At 69.3% G+C, this 14,279-nt stretch carries 14 protein-coding genes; 11 read left to right on the top strand and 3 right to left on the bottom strand.

The window, feature by feature from the left end:
• Positions 1-26: 26 nt before the first annotated feature.
• The 6 genes from OHB49_RS11080 (at position 27) to OHB49_RS11055 (ending at position 5,108) form a co-directional block, all read left to right on the top strand.
• Entirely contained in the window at positions 27-329 is a 303-nt protein-coding gene (locus OHB49_RS11080) for a hypothetical protein (protein WP_329159883.1), read from the top strand.
• Between the two features lie 25 nt (positions 330-354).
• Positions 355-1,614 (top strand): ATP-grasp domain-containing protein, encoded by a 1,260-nt coding sequence (locus OHB49_RS11075; RefSeq protein WP_329159881.1) that lies wholly within the window; start codon positions 355-357, stop codon positions 1,612-1,614.
• Positions 1,611-2,483: a DUF317 domain-containing protein gene (locus OHB49_RS11070; RefSeq protein ID WP_329159879.1), complete on the top strand. Its 873-nt coding sequence runs from the start codon at positions 1,611-1,613 to the stop codon at positions 2,481-2,483. Before OHB49_RS11075 ends, OHB49_RS11070 begins: the two co-directional genes overlap by 4 nt.
• 29 nt (positions 2,484-2,512) lie before the next feature.
• Positions 2,513-3,001, top strand: coding sequence for a hypothetical protein (locus tag OHB49_RS11065; protein ID WP_326746046.1), 489 nt, complete (start codon positions 2,513-2,515; stop codon positions 2,999-3,001).
• A 397-nt stretch (positions 3,002-3,398) separates the two neighbouring features.
• A complete protein-coding gene (locus tag OHB49_RS11060) occupies positions 3,399-4,403 on the top strand; it encodes an MSCRAMM family protein (protein WP_326746047.1) in 1,005 nt (334 codons plus the stop codon).
• A gap of 288 nt (positions 4,404-4,691) precedes the next feature.
• A complete protein-coding gene (locus OHB49_RS11055; protein WP_329159874.1) occupies positions 4,692-5,108 on the top strand; it encodes a GFA family protein in 417 nt (138 codons plus the stop codon).
• A gap of 526 nt (positions 5,109-5,634) precedes the next feature.
• Here the strand turns inward: OHB49_RS11055 and OHB49_RS11050 are convergent.
• The gene (locus tag OHB49_RS11050) at positions 5,635-8,235 is read right to left on the bottom strand and encodes a DEAD/DEAH box helicase family protein (protein ID WP_329159872.1); all 2,601 of its coding nucleotides are present in this window, start codon (positions 8,233-8,235) and stop codon (positions 5,635-5,637) included.
• A 227-nt stretch (positions 8,236-8,462) separates the two neighbouring features.
• On the opposite strand from OHB49_RS11050, the gene OHB49_RS11045 reads away from it, so the two are divergent.
• Together OHB49_RS11045 and OHB49_RS11040 are read left to right on the top strand one after the other, a co-directional pair.
• Positions 8,463-8,687 (top strand): hypothetical protein, encoded by a 225-nt coding sequence (locus OHB49_RS11045; protein ID WP_326746052.1) that lies wholly within the window; start codon positions 8,463-8,465, stop codon positions 8,685-8,687.
• 200 nt (positions 8,688-8,887) lie between these two features.
• The gene (locus tag OHB49_RS11040; RefSeq protein WP_185298067.1) at positions 8,888-9,118 is read left to right on the top strand and encodes a hypothetical protein; all 231 of its coding nucleotides are present in this window, start codon (positions 8,888-8,890) and stop codon (positions 9,116-9,118) included.
• A gap of 185 nt (positions 9,119-9,303) precedes the next feature.
• Here OHB49_RS11040 and OHB49_RS11035 read toward each other — a convergent pair whose 3' ends face one another.
• A complete protein-coding gene (locus tag OHB49_RS11035; RefSeq protein WP_329159867.1) occupies positions 9,304-10,827 on the bottom strand; it encodes a gamma-glutamyltransferase in 1,524 nt (507 codons plus the stop codon).
• Between the two features lie 149 nt (positions 10,828-10,976).
• Positions 10,977-12,290, bottom strand: a complete 1,314-nt coding sequence (locus OHB49_RS11030) for a hypothetical protein (protein WP_329159865.1) — start codon at positions 12,288-12,290, stop codon at positions 10,977-10,979.
• 224 nt (positions 12,291-12,514) lie between these two features.
• On the opposite strand from OHB49_RS11030, the gene OHB49_RS11025 reads away from it, so the two are divergent.
• The 3 genes from OHB49_RS11025 to OHB49_RS11015 all read left to right on the top strand — a co-directional run bounded on the left by OHB49_RS11025 (position 12,515) and on the right by OHB49_RS11015 (position 14,100).
• On the top strand, positions 12,515-12,868 hold the full coding sequence (locus OHB49_RS11025; RefSeq protein ID WP_326746055.1) for a DUF317 domain-containing protein: 354 nt from the start codon (positions 12,515-12,517) through the stop codon (positions 12,866-12,868).
• Between the two features lie 104 nt (positions 12,869-12,972).
• On the top strand, positions 12,973-13,263 hold the full coding sequence (locus tag OHB49_RS11020; RefSeq protein WP_326746056.1) for a hypothetical protein: 291 nt from the start codon (positions 12,973-12,975) through the stop codon (positions 13,261-13,263).
• 15 nt (positions 13,264-13,278) lie between these two features.
• Positions 13,279-14,100, top strand: a complete 822-nt coding sequence (locus OHB49_RS11015; RefSeq protein ID WP_329159863.1) for a DUF317 domain-containing protein — start codon at positions 13,279-13,281, stop codon at positions 14,098-14,100.
• Positions 14,101-14,279 lie beyond the last annotated feature (179 nt).

Genomic DNA, 14,279 nt, shown 5'->3' with positions numbered 1-14,279 from the left:
TGCATCCCCAGCCTGTGGAGAACCTCATGCCCATCGCCGTCCTCGAGACGAACCGCGCGAGCGGTCGCACCATCACCGAACAGTTCCACGCCTTCGACGCCCACAACCCCCACGTCTACCGCGCTCTGGAGCGCATGGCCGCCCGCCGCCTGGCCGCCGGCGCCACACGGGTCAGCCTCAGGGACCTCTTCGAAGACCTGCGCGGCCAACTCCCTTACGGCGTCGCCGGGCTGAACAACAACTACACCGCCCTCTACGCCCGTCGCTTGATCGACGACCACCCTCACTGGGCTGGGGCGTTCGAGCTGCGCCGTCGCCGCGCCGCCTGAGACACCCCTTCTCTCTTCTCTCGTCATGCCGTCCATCGATACGGAGATCCCCTTCTTGTCCGCTCGTCCCCTCGTGCTCGTCGTTTCTCCAGGCGACGAGACCTATCGTGGCTACTGCCTTGAGCAGGTGGCCACTGCGTACGACGTAGTCCTGCTCACCGGCGCCGAACCGTCGTGGGAGAAGCCGTTCATCGTTGACCACGCCGTCGTCGACCTGAGCGACCCCGCCGCACTGCTTGCTGGCGGCCGGGCGCTGGCCGAGCGCCACGACCTGGCCGGCGTAGTCACCTGGGACGAGTGGCACCTCGTCCCCACCGCCGGCCTCGCTCGCGCGCTCGGTCTGTCCTCGACGTCGGTCGAGGTGATGCGGGCCTGCCGCAACAAGGCCACCGCCCGTACGCTGTTCGCCCGCCATGGGGTGCCGTCGGCTGCTTCGATGAAGGCGCGGACCCTGCTGGAGGCCGGCCTTGCGACGATGACACTGGGCTACCCCGCCGTCATCAAGCCCGCCGCGTTCGCGGGCAGCATCGGCGTGATTCGCGTTGACCGTCCCGAAGAACTGCCCGCCGCGTTCGCGTTCGCCTCGGCCGGCGCGAGCCGCAGCCGCGAGGACACCGGCGTCCTGGTCGAGGAGTACCTCGACGGGCCGGAAGTGTCGGTCGAATGCGTCACCCACCGCGGCGTGACCACTGCGGTCGCCGCGACCCGCAAGGACTTGGGCCCCGCACCGTACTTCGTCGAGACTGGCCACACCGTCGATGCCGCCGACCCGCTCCTGGACCAGGTCGCCCCGGCAGCCGCTGCTGCGGTCAAGGCCCTGGGCGTCACCGACGGCGTGCAGCACGTCGAGCTGCGCCTGGTGGACGGCAGGCCCCGGCTGATCGAGGTCAACGCACGCGTCGGCGGTGACATGATCGGCCACCTCGTCCGCCTCGCCACAGGAATCGACCTGCCCAAGGCCGCCGCCGACCTTGCCTGCGGCCGAGCACCGGACCTCACCCCCACCCGCAGCGCAGCCGCAGGCATCCGCATGCTCTACCCGGACGCCTCCGGCACCCTCACCGCACGGCACATCAACCAACCCTTCGCCGCCCACACCCCGTGGCTGCGGCAGATCCAGTGGATCCGCGAGATCGGCGAGCAGCTCCTCCTGCCGCCCGACGGCGACCTGTTCACCGCCCGGGCCGGGTTCTACATCGTCACCGGCCGCAACACCGCCGAGGTCACCGACCGCCTCGACACCGCCGCCGACGAGATCACCATCGCCACGAGGACGGACCGATGAGCCACCAGCCCGATCCGCGCCGTGAGATCGACGGCGACGTCTACGTCTCCCCGCGCCACCTCGCCTCCACCACGGGGACCGGCGACCCCGCCCTCGCGCCGCTCCTCGACCTCGGCTGGGACCTTCGGTACGACGAGGACTCCAACGTGTACGTAAGCGCTCCCGACGGGCGCGTGCGCCTGGGCTACCTGCCCGAAGGCGAAGACGACGGGCTCTGGCGCATCAACGCCTACAAGGACTCGTTCGGCCCGCCGGCATGGGGCGTCTGTTTCAACGACCGCGTCCCCACCGAGTTCGTCCAGGCATTCACCACCGTCCTCGCCACGGCGTACGAGCAGGGGCCGGACGCCTACCTCGCCCGGCCGGTCTCCGGCATCGACGAGCACGATCCCTTTCTCGCCGTCGTCCCGCTCCTGAAACAGGGCTGGGAGATCGACCGCCCGCGCTGGGGCGTCTTCGCGGTCCAGGCCCCGGACGGGCTCGCCGGCATGGAGTTCACCACCGGCGACCTCGATCCGGAAGCCGAGCTGACCACGCGGGACGCCCGCTGGCAGCTGTGGGCGGGCAAGTCCATCGACCGGCCCGTCTGGTACGCCACGGCCAGCACCGACACCCCCGTCGCCCTGCTCACCGCCGTCACCGAGTGCGTCGCCGATCCGGCTCCGCTGCCCCGCTGGCGCGAGGAGACCTTCAGCTACATCAAGGGGATGGCCCAGCTCACCCCGATCCTTCCGCCAGGACCGCCGGCCCCCACCCCGCTCGACGTGCAGCGGGCCGTCGCATCCCGCCGCCCGGCCGCGCTCCCTGCTCCCAGCGTCCCGCGCTGGAGCACCGCCAGCCGACCGGCCCTGCCCGGCCCACGCCGGTAGGACCAGCCCAACCCCGACCGGAGACCTTCTTGTCCCTGCAAGCCCCCGAGTTCTTCGCCGAGCTGTGCCTCCCCTTCCACGACCACACCGTCGTGGGCAACACCTACTTCGCCGCCCCCGTCCCCGACGCACCGCTGCGGCTGCGAATCGATTTCACCGGCACCATCCACGCGGACACCTACGGCGGGCTGCGTGTGGCGGTCGTCCACCCGGACCGCGGCGAGATCGACGCGGTGGCGCTCAGCTTCGTAGACCACGGGATCTTCCACCGCCGCGACGAAGCCACCAACACCCGGCCGAACACCAAGCAGTACGGCACCTTCGACACGTACCACCGCCCCGGCCGACCCCCGTGGGACGGGGCCGTCACCACCGGGCTGCGCGATGCCATTGAGCGGTACACCGCCGTCTGGTTCCCCGGCGCCTGGACCGCGTCCGCGCCCAGGCGCACGGCCGGCAGTACCCCGCGCAGCACTCCCGTCCCGCCGGCCGCCCCCGCCGGGGCCCGCACCCGCTGAGTCCACGTACCGATCCTCGCGCAGCTCAGTTCCGCGCAGTCTTCCCGGCAGGAGCCTCTCCTCGTGTTGCCCGAACCGCTCACCGACGCCTTCAAGGACCTCGACCCTGCCCAGACCGTGAGGGTTCGCCCGGGTCACCTCGCCGGTCCCGGCCACATGGTGGCGCACGCTGCCCAGGCCCTCCGGAGGGAGGAAGGTCTGCCTGATCTCCACCGAGCCCCTGCACCGGGCCATCAAAGAGGTCCCCTTCCACACCCGCCGTCACCTCTTCGTCGCCGCACCAGCTGCGGCTGCCAAGCAGTCGCCCAGCTATCCGACGCCCGCTCTGCCGCCCCCGACGCACGCCGTGGCCGCACTCGCTGACCGTCCCCCTACTGACCAAGGAGTCCTCTTCCTCGTGCACGCACGTCTCGTCCGATCCGCCGCCGCCGTCGCTGTCGCGGTGACCGCCACCCTCACCTGGGCGCCGGCCGCGAGCGCCCAGCCCTCCGAACCAACCCCCTCGGCCTCTGCCGCCCCCGCCGAGACACCAGCCCCGGACGCGGGCAGCGTCGAGATCACCGCGAAGGACACGGCCGGGGACGTCCTCCCCGGCGCCACGTTCCTGCTGCTCGACTCCACCGGCCAGGAAGCCGGACGCGGGAAGACCGACGCACTGGGGAAGCTGACCTTCCCCGACCTTGAGCCGGGCGTCTACCGGCTCAAGGAGACGGCTTCCGGCAGCCCGCTCCACGAGGTCGTCGCCGACCAGGACGTCATCGTCACCCCGGGCGCGACCACACGGCTGTCGATCACCGACCCGTTCAAGGCCGCCAAGGTCCTCCTGCAGGCCAAGGACGACAAGTCCGGCAAGCTCCTGCCCGGCGCGACCGTGAACATCGGAACCGGCGACTCGACGCTGCTCACTCTCACCACCGGCTCCAAGGGCACCGCCTCTGGAGAGCTGCCGGTGCCTAGCCGGAAGACCCAGTTCTGGGTCAAGGAGATCAAGGCTCCCGCCGGCTACGACCTCTACAAGCCGTCCAAGACGTTCAGCGCGGGCCCCGGCGCCCCGGTGACTGTGACCGTCACCAACGCCAAGGCCGCGACCACCCCGCCGCCCCCGCAGAAGCCGACCGACAGGCCCACCGACAAGCCGGGCGACAAGCCCTCCCCGAGCAAGCCCGGCAAGGACGAGGACGCCTCGGTGCCATCCGCCTCGGGTACCCCGACCGCCGACAAGACCGCGTCGAGCACCGCGGCGCCCGCCCCCGCGGGCTCGCTCGCGCACACAGGCGCCGACGCCACCCCGTGGCTGATTGGCGGTGCCGGAGTTCTGATCGCTGCTGGCGGAGGCGCCCTCATTGCGGCTCGCCGCCGACGCACGGACAACTCCACCGACGACGGCTCCAGCGAGAGCTGACCCTACTCACGGCACGACGCAGAGCCCCTGGAATCATTCGATTCCGGGGGCTCTGTCGTGGATGCGTATCCGATGCGAGCGGAGGCGGTGTGCAATGCGGTCGATTCACCCGCCGCCCATGCGTGGCCCTTGCGTATCGCCGAACCGTGAAGACTCGTACGCGCGTTCACCGTCAGGGGTGGACTTGCCGCCTCTTTGGTGTCGGGCAATACCGAACGCCAGCGCGAGCGTGCAGAGGTGCGGCAAGCTGCCGCGGGAAATCAGAGTTCTCGCACCAGAGGAGCCCCCATGGCCGAGTTGGCCGTCGTCCCCGACCTATGGACCGGGCACTGCCAGTGCGGCGACCACGCGTACGAGGCGTCCGGTATTCCGAACGACCCCCACTTGTGCTCGTGCGAGCACTGCACGCGCCTGTCCGGTGCGCCGGCGATGGCGTGGGTCGGATTCCACAGGGACGCTCTGAAGTGGACGGGCCCGGTAGGTGAGCCGACGTACTTCTCCACCTGGCCGACGCTTCATCGAGGGTCCTGCCAGCGCTGCCGCACCCAGCTCACCTCCGTCGCGGACGGCTCGGACATGATCATGGTTGCGATCTTCAGTCTCTCCCGCAGCGCTGAACTGGCCCCGGTCGGACACAGCTACCGCGAGGAGGCGGCGCCTTGGATGGCCATCACGCTCGCGCCCGACCCGCAGCGCCGGACATGACGGTCTGCGCTGAGCCCCGGTTACGAGATCGGCGCGTCCCCGCGGGCATTCACGGCGAATTCGGGCGATCCTGTCCTCGGACCGCGCGGCGCAGCTCCACGCGAGCGGCTGACGAGCAACGCTGCGCTGACCAGTGAGGGTGTCGGGCGATCCGTGACGACAGCAGGAGGAGTCGGCGCCGCAGTGCCGTGGCCCCCGCGGTGGGTGGCAGTGCGGAGAGTGCCTCGTATGTGCGGTGCCACTCGCGTTGGGCATGCCGCAGGTCGTCGGGGTAGGGCACGGTCCCCATGAATCCATTCAAGCACTTGTTCGATTTTGGATGCATCTCTCGTCGGCCCTTCGTCCTCCCCGCCTGTGACTGAGCGGCCTAGTTGGCCATTGAGTGATCCAGTTGGCCACCCTGCGCACGACATACGTGGTCATCTATGGCCGTTAGGGCGTGTCCAGTGCGCTACCCGCCAATCTGATGGCCGCACCGGAGGCGGTGCCGCGGACCGCGACACCGCCTGAGCAGCGCAGTTCGGCGTCACACCGACGGGAAGATGGCGCCTACGTCATCTACCGTGATGAGTCGCCCACGCGAGGGAGCGAGCAGCTTGCCCAGCCAGCGGTCTTCTTGTGGCAGGAGCGACTCGATCTTCGTGCGGGCTGCACCGCGCGCTTCGGCGTTGTTGCCACCGCACAGCGCGTCGTACTGGCGGAGCCGGTCGGCCAGCACGTCGTAGAGCCTCACAGCCGCGCCGTGGTTGACCAACACGATCTTGTCGTGAGCCGCTTCGGCCGCATCGTCCTGGGTGGTGGTCGCTGGGGTGAGCAGACAGCCGAAGACGCGGGTCTTCGCAGAGCGCCTGGTCTCGACCTCGATCTGCCCGAGCAGCTGGTTTACGTCGCCGCGGTTGAGTGGATGGGGCTCTCCCTCCGGGACGGTCTTGACCTCCCAGACGCGGCGCTCGGCCCGCTTGACCGTGGACCACGTCCAGCGGCAGTCGGTAGCACTCTGTTCCTTCCTCGGAGGGCGTTCGCCGATGGCACCCACGAGGCGGGCAAGCCTGGTCAATCCTTCGCATTGCTGATCGTGGCTACCGGTGAGCAGCGCGCGCCCTTCAGCCAGGACACGGTCGAGCCGGACACCGGTTTCACGCCGCCACTCGTCCCAGACAAGGAAGAATCGGTCGGTGTCGTCAGCGGTGTGTTCGTAGCCTTCGAGGTCGGCGACGGTGCGAGCCAGGCGGCGGAACCAGGTGGTCCGGGGCCCGCCAGCGATGGCGTCCTCCAGAGCTCTGCGCGCGGCGACCCGGTCTTGAGGGCGTCCTCGGTCGAAGTGGGCGTGGGCCTCCACGTAGCGCCAGAACGCTGCATGCTCGGTTTCTCCGGCCATGGCGAGTTGGGCGGCTGCTTCGCCCGCCTTCTGGGCCGCTCCCGCGTGGTCGCCGAGCCAGAGGTCGGTCGCTGCGGAGACCTCGGCGTCGGCGCTGGAGACGTCGCTGTTCCCACTGGCGCTACGGCCGGGCCGAGACTTGCGACGAGGAACCGCTGGGGCGGCGGTTTCGGCAGCTGCGGTGGGCTGCGCGGCTGGTTGCCAGAAAGTAGCGCAGGCCCGCAACGAGCCTTCCCAGCCTTGATCGTAGATCTCCAGTGCAGCGCGGATGGTGGGTTCGGTGCCTGCGGGGATCGACTTGCGGACTGCCGGGTCGGCAAGCATCTGGGCGAAGCTCGGGTCCAGTCCGAGGTAGAGGGAGCGGTCAGTCGGTTCGCGGTTGGCGCGGCCCAGTGCCTGGGTGACTCGTTGACCGACGCGGTGGCGCATGAAGCTGGCGTCGCCAAGGTAGGCAACGACGAACCGCTCGAACTCGCTGCTGGCCTGCGGGACCGTGGTGATAATGACCAACTTGCAGAGGTCGCCCGCGAGGTCGAGCCCGTCGTAGCGGCCGGCAGTGATCAGGTGTCCGCTGGCGACTCCGCTCCAGGTCTCGACCATCGAGTCGTCGCCGGGACGAAGACGGTAGACCTGCTGCCCATAGGCGGTGAGGGTCTCCTGAAGGGTGTCGGCCTCCGCGTGGCTGGCGCACAACCAGGCGGCTCGGCCGCCGGCCGCATGGGTTTGGGCGAGAGCCCAGCCGAGGACCTTCGGGTCGAACGGGTGCTCGGCGCTTGGGTTAAGTACCAGCAGTCGCTCGCCCGTCGCGCCAGACGGCAGCGGCGTGGCGGTAGTCAGGCGAGTGACCGGCTCGCCGCCGACTCGCCGCTGGAGGTCATCCATCGAGCCGAGGGTGGCCGACAGGTAGATGCGCTGCTTGGCCCGGCCGTACTGGGTGTTGAGGGCAGTGGGCGGGTGGTAGGGGCGGATCTCGATGCCAGAGGGGCCGATGAGGATGCCGCACTGAGTGAGGTGGTCGCGGACGCTGGGCCAGACGTACCTTGCCTCGTACTTGAGCTCTCGGTCTGTGACGAGTGGTGACGCCTCAATGGCGTCACGCGTCGGACCCGCGATCGCGTCCCAGTCCCGGAAGGACAGCAGTTCGGGTGGGGTGCCGGGCTGGGCAGTGCCGTCGAGCATCGCGCGCAGGCCGGGATATGCATCGGTGTGCGCCACCACCAGCTCGCAGATCGTCTGGTAGAGCTGGCGAGCGGGACCAAGCTTGTCGGGGATGCGCAGGGTCTGCAGCCCGCTAAGGGGCTGCTCGGCGAGGTGGGCGTCATCGAAGATGACCAGGTCGGCGGCCTTGGGGACGGGGCTGCTGTTGAAGTAGACCCAGTAGTTCATCACACCGACGGCCTGGGCCTGATGGTAGTCGTCGAGTTTGGCGCCGCCGTATTCCCCTGCGGCGAAGCGGACGACATCCAGTCCCAACACTTCGGCTTCCTCTTCAACCCGCTCGGCGAGTTGCCGGGTACCGGTCAGGTACGCCACTGACCACCCGCGTGAGAGGGCATGATCGGCGATCAGCAACGCCAACAGTGTCTTGCCCTCGCCGGTGGGCATCTCGATGGCCAGGTCTGTAGCGTCGAGGTGCTGCTCCGCGTACGCCGCGAGTACCTGGCGCTGACCAGGCCGAAGCTGAGTGAACCTCGCCGATCCGAAATCCGCGAGATTCTGTTCGAAGTTCGGCTTAGCTGCGTATGCCACCGTTCGCTCCTCACTCGTGAGGTGAGAACTCTATGGCGCTGGGCGGTGACTCGGACGCGCTATTTTCCGTCCGCAGACGGCAGTTCGAATCATCGGGCCATCAAACGGGATCTTCCTCTGTCGGCCAGAACATGTGGCCAACTGTGGTGCTCAAAGTGGCCAACTGGGCTGCTCAGTCACACCGCCCTACTGCGGAAGGGCAACGATCTCTCCTGGGAGCCCAACGAGTGACAGCGTCAATGGAGCGGCTCTGCGACTGGGTCGTCAATGAGGGCAAGGTCTGGGTCCACGGCGACCGGATCACCGATGGGCACGTCGCTCTGGATATGCGCCTCACGCCAGGGCTCGACCCTGGCGAGGTTACCCGGGACGGACAGTGGGTCCTTCGCAAAGCGCAGCCCTCATCTGCGATCAGCGAGGCCACCTTCGCCTCGGCGGACTGGGAGCTCTGACTGCTTCGACCGAACCAGTTCCTGAACGCCTTACCGCGTCTCGACCGGAAGTCCCGGAAACGGTTCGGACGAACCGTTTCCGACGCTACCTGCTGCCGTCCTAACGCCTATTCAGCGCGATGCTCCCACCCCGTTCGGGCTGGGGCGTCTCATTACGCAATGCCCGGACAAGACGCCCAACGGGCGATAAGACTGATCGCATGGCTACAGAACCCCGCCCCTCCATCGTGTCCTCATGCATCGAGCTTCTCGAGCGTCTCGCCCAGTTCAGCGAGAAGGTGACGAGAACGCTGCGTGGGGTGACCAAGACGTACAAGGAAGCCGAAGCAGCACGCAGTCACCTACGCGACGCCCGCAAGTTGGCTACGCAGCTGCGCAGGGCCGTCGTTGCCTTCTTCAGGCCCGAGGGCGGAACTGCCGAAGCCTGCTAGACCATGGGCCGGCCGGGTAAAGCTGCGCTGCCAAGCAGTCGCCATCGTCCGAGCCGGCCGCCTACCCGATGGTGGCGAGGACATCCTGGTCGGGGAGCACGTCCACGCTGGTGCGCCACGGCCGGTGCCCGTCCACACGGCAGACCACCCACAGACGCAGCACCCCGGACGCCGCCCGGGCCGGACTAGGCGCGTGCGGGAGGCAGGTCGTAGCGGCTGACGGCCAGGTACGTTTCCGGCGTGGCCGCTTCGAGGAGACCCTCGTCGTCCTCCAGGTCGAGCTTCGGCTCCTGGGGACGGCGCAGCAGGTCGCTCCAGTCGCTCGTCGCTCCCCGCTCGTAGGCGTCGCGGAGCAGGGGGCGCAGCCGTGGGCGGGCTTCCTCCTGCTGCTCGCGGAAGATCCGTCGCTGGGCGAGCCGTTGTACTTCCTGGGCTTCGTCGCTGAGCCCGTGGTCGAGGGCCGGCTGATCCTCGGCGCGCAGTCCCGGGGTGCGCTGGGCGATGGCCAGATCTTCTTCGTGGAGGCGTGCGCAGGCGGCGAACAGCTTTCTGGACATGCCGAGGTGGACCTCGGTTCCAGGGATGCGGCAGGTGAGGAAGTCGTCGAGCCCCCAGGAGCGGATCTGGGCGCGCAGGGTGTGCGACTCGATGTGGAGCGCCGCTCCGCGGGCGTCCGCCCGCATGGCGAGGGTGAGGTCGTCGTTTTCCAAGGGGGTGGTCAGTCCGGAACGCCGGTGGCGGGAAGCGCGGTCGGCCGGTACCGGTACCGTGCGCAACTGAGAGGCGGGAGCGGAGCGCAGCGCCAGGTAAGCGAGCATCTGGGCACGGGCGGCGCCGATGAGCGCTTCGTCGCTGTCCCCGAGGTGGTCTTCGAGGTTGCCGGGGCCGACCGCTGCGTCGTCAGCGCCGGATCCGGCAGGGGGAAGGGGCGGCTCGCCGGAGCGCAGGTCATGGTCGATCGTGAGGAAGAGGTCGTCTCCGGGCCGCACGGACGCCCCGACCAGCACGATGCGGTGCTTGTAGGAGCCGAGAATCTTGCTGCCGGCCTCCAGTTGCACCCACCCCTTGCGGAGCTCGCCGACGCCGACACTGCCGCCCTTGGCCTCGATCAGCCAGTACATCTCTTCCGCCTCGTGCCGTCCCCACAGGTCGGGCAGCGTCCTCTTCGGGTCCTTGAACGTGCCGCTCAGGGCGGGGATGGGGCCGCCCAGTTCGAGGTGGTGAGTCTGTCCGAGGCTGAGCAGGGAGCGGCACGCCCACTCGGTCATCGTCATGCCCAGCCGGTAGGCGGCGGCGTTCTTCGCAGTGCGCTCGGTGCCGTGCTCGTACACCGGGTTCAGGGTCAGGCGCTGGCCCTTTGCGCCCGGTACGGGGTGCCGGGGTGTGACGGGGTGGGTGCCAAGGTAGGCGTACAGCGGGGAGACCCGGGCGACGAGTTCCCCGTGCGCGTACCGGGGCTGGTTCTGCAGGTGCGGGGTGACGTCGCGGCCGACCTCGGTGGCGGCCTTGATGATCTCCCGCCACGTGGTGGTCGGGGCGTACCAGCCATCGGTTGCCGGGAACCCGTCCGACGCGCTCCACGCCTCATGCTTCGCCGTGCGCCACTGCCTCTTGGGCTTGTTCGCGGGTCCGTTACGGAACAGGACCGGTACGTCGAAGCTGTCGGCGTAGGTGAGCGGCGGCTCGTCGACGATGTGTGCGGGGATCATGAGGATCACTTTGGCACGGGACAGGACCCTTCCGAATGCCGGGCAGCGGGCCGCCGATCTGTGACTCCCGTCGTCATTGCGCAGTCGCGGCCATGTCCGATGACGACGGGTGTTGTTGGCCTGCCACCCGCCTCACCGCGATGCGCCGCTCACGGTCGGTCGGGCCAGAAGGTCGACGAAGGCAGCCGGACGGAGGGCAGCTGTACCGCCCGGATCGGTCCGAGAGCGGCTGCTGCAGCGCGAAGGGCTTCGTCGTAGGAGCCGAAACCAAGGACCTCGGCGGAACAGGCAGAACAGTCACCGGGGCGGCGGGCATGACCGGCGCTGCGATCCGCGGAGCCTCGGACGTGCGTGAAGGCGTCGTCGGGAAAGTCGGCCCGCACGGCATGCCAGATCCCGACGCGTTTGTTGTCGGGCAGCCCGGCCGCTACCGCCGGCCGCATCGGCGGCAGCAGGCGTTCGTGGTCCTGGACGAGGAACACCCGGTCGGTGAAGTCGACGCTGTCCCCCTCGGGGCGCTCCTGCTCCAGCCACGCCCGGGCCTGCTCCCGGGTGCCCGGCCCCCACAGGTAATCCGTCGGGAACCGTGTGGTCTCGTAGCGGGTGTCGTACTCCGCCCAGTGAGCGTCATCCCAGCGATTGCCCGGGACGAAGGGGATGGTCCGCACCACGACGTGCTGGTACTCGTCGCCCTCCTGATCTTCCACGGGGTCGGGGACGGTGAGAGCGTCGGCGGGCTCCATCCGCGTCCGCCCGGACTCGTTCCAGCTCAGCACGGCGATCTCCCGGCGCAGAGGGGCCGGGTACAGGCGCCCATTGGGAGTGGGCTGCCCCCACAGCTGGTTGATCAGCTCCGCCAGATCCCGCACCGTTCGGGCCGCCCCGACGGGGGTGTCGACATGGTGGCCGGAGGGATGGGCAACGTAGTTACGCAACTTGGCAAGCGCGTCCTCGACCGCGCGGCTGCGCCGCCCGCGAAGCAGACCCGCCGCACGCGCCCACAGACGGAGCCCGTGCAGCATCCCGTTGAAGTCGATGGCGTGGGTGGCTACGACCAGCTTCGCGCGTTGTCGCGCCATCCTGTCCGCGCACTTCTTGACGTCGTCGTACGACGTGACGGTGTAGGAGACGTCCGGGGCCTGGGGGAGCCGGAAGGTGATGGTGCCGGCGCACCACTCCATGAAGCGGTCGCGCAACGCCTGCTCGTAGATGAGGAGCGCCTGGTCGCCGACCATGGTGTACACGTCGTAGCACAGCACGCCGTAGGCGAAGACGGTGCGCAGCCGCTCGAAGGAGTCGCGTGTTCCAGCCGCGACACTCTTCGCCAGGTCGCAGTCGGCGATCTGCCGCTGCTGGAACTCCGCAGCGTCCTCGGGCTTCATACGGCCGCCGAGCCCATAGGGGTTGAACGCCAGCGATAGATCGTCCGCGGCGCGCAAATCCTCAAGCGGCCGGATCTCCATGTACTTCTCCTCACGATGGGAAACGGGCCAGCATGCACCTATAGGCCCCCGGTCGGCCACCCGTTTCCCGTCGGGTGACTTCGTGAGTTCGACGCGAAGTGACTTGGAATAGCAGTTCGCCGGGGGCAGACAGGAAAGATCGCGGAAAGACTGGCCAACGCGGGCGAGGGCATGTCAACGTAGACGACCTTGCAAGAAACCCCAGGTCAGAGAGGTGATTGCCCGTGACCGTAGCGCCCGTGGGCCCCGGTTTCTCCACCACCGTCGAAGCCCTGCGGCTGCGTGAGTGGCAGCTCGGCCCCGGCCAGCCCACGCTCGTCATGGACCAGTTTTCCGCGGAGGACTTCCACCTGATTGTGGACGACCGCGGGGACGTGCACGTCAGCTCGAAGGATGGCCGTTTCTACCTCGGCTGGTTCCCGCTCGGTCGCCCCGGCACCGACGGTGAGGGATGGACGATCGCAGTCACCGGCACGGCCAAGGTGCCCGGTTATCACCTGTCGTTCGACACCGAGACGCCGGCCGACATTGTCGCCGCCGCCGTGGCGCGCGTGCTGGAGACGTCGCGTCGCGTATGACCGTGCAGAGCCCACCGGAAGGACTCACTCGGAGGGCTGGCTAACTGCCGGCCGCCGGCCCGTTCCTTCGCTCCCCCGTTTCCCCTCACCCCAGGAGGCTGTTCGTGACGTCCCCGGAGATGACCGTCGGTGATCTCATCGACCTGCTGTCCGCTTGCGACCGGAGTGCTCCGGTCCGCCAGGCCATGAACCCCTTCTTTCCGATGGCACACCGCCTGGCGCAGGTCGTGCAGTCGGTGGACGAAACCGGCCGGACCGTCGTCTACCTCGCCGAAGGGCGGGACGAGGACGCACAACTCGGCCATCTGCCGCCCGAGGTCGCCGTCGCCCTGACCTGGCAGGGCCCCGTCCAGGCACCTCCGCGCCGCCCCCGCCGCAGTGCCGGCGGCAACTAGACCCGAACCGAGCCCTTGGAGGCGCCCCTGTACCCCGACTTCCCGCTCGACGCGTCCACCCCGAGCGGCGACCAGCCCGCGTTCTGGGTCGGTCCCCGGCATCTGGCCGGTGACGATGGGCGCCTCTACGACGCCATCGCCGACACGCTGTCCGGCCTTGGCTGGACGAGCCTGACGATCGTCCGCGGACGGCACGAGCCGGACGAGGCACCGGAGGACCGTCAGGTCCTGCGCAGCACCGTCCTGCACATCAGCCCCGACGCCCTCCGATGGGCGCAGTGGAGTCTGGCGGACGAGCCGTTCCACCTGGGAGAACTGCCGATCGCCTGGCAGATCTCCGCCCGCGCGGACACGAGCAGCCCGCTCGCTCAGTGGTCGGCCTACTTCACCACCGACGTCCCCGGCGAGGCTGTGGCCGACTTCCTCGTCGCGCTCGACGCCCGCGACCAGCCCGCCGTGCCGCTCGCCGGCCCCGAGCTGGTCCTCGACGCAGTCGCCGCCCACGGTTGGCTCCGCGACATCGACCAGCCCCAGGCGGCAGCAACGGACCCGATGTTCACCTCGCACATCTGCCTCGGGGAGGTGCCGCCCCTCATCCAGGACGCCGACCCGCGCGCCCTGACGACCGAGGCCGACGAGGCGGGACCGGCCGGATGGCAGGCATGGGCCGAGCCCGCGCTCGGCGCACCCTGCCTGTGGGCAGCCTCCTTCGGGGCCAGCGTCCCGCACGACCTCGTGGCAGCTTTCGCCGCCTCCCTCAGCTCGACCGCGCCGGTCCTGCGCCGGGTGCTGCCCGAGGCCACCCAGGAGCGCCTCCTGCGCGCGCCAGCCATCTAACATCCCGCGCTCGGTTCCCGACGCACGCAGCCCGGCCCTCCCAGTTTGGAGGGGCCGGGCTTTTTGCTTCCAGAGCCGTAAACGCCGGTGTGCACTACGGCAGTCGGGAGGACCGGCCCGGCGTGAGGCGCTGTCGCCGGGCGGCCGGCCTTCGGTGTTCCCGCGGGGTTTGCCACCCT

It is taken from the genome of Streptomyces sp. NBC_01717, assembly GCF_036248255.1.
Lineage (GTDB): Bacteria > Actinomycetota > Actinomycetes > Streptomycetales > Streptomycetaceae > Streptomyces.
The sequence above is the reverse complement of the archived record's forward strand: the minus strand, read 5'-3'. Positions and strand labels throughout refer to the sequence as shown.

Bases quoted from the DNA above. Each gene is read 5' to 3' on its own strand.
- OHB49_RS11080 (WP_329159883.1), top strand. From the start codon at position 27: ATGCCCATCGCCGTCCTCGAGACGAACCGCGCGAGCGGTCGCACCATC.
- OHB49_RS11075 (WP_329159881.1), top strand. From the start codon at position 355: ATGCCGTCCATCGATACGGAGATCCCCTTCTTGTCCGCTCGTCCCCTC.
- OHB49_RS11070 (WP_329159879.1), top strand. From the start codon at position 1,611: ATGAGCCACCAGCCCGATCCGCGCCGTGAGATCGACGGCGACGTCTAC.
- OHB49_RS11055 (WP_329159874.1), top strand. From the start codon at position 4,692: ATGGCCGAGTTGGCCGTCGTCCCCGACCTATGGACCGGGCACTGCCAG.
- OHB49_RS11040 (WP_185298067.1), top strand. From the start codon at position 8,888: ATGGCTACAGAACCCCGCCCCTCCATCGTGTCCTCATGCATCGAGCTT.
- OHB49_RS11035 (WP_329159867.1), bottom strand. From the start codon at position 10,827: ATGATCCCCGCACACATCGTCGACGAGCCGCCGCTCACCTACGCCGAC.
- OHB49_RS11030 (WP_329159865.1), bottom strand. From the start codon at position 12,290: ATGGAGATCCGGCCGCTTGAGGATTTGCGCGCCGCGGACGATCTATCG.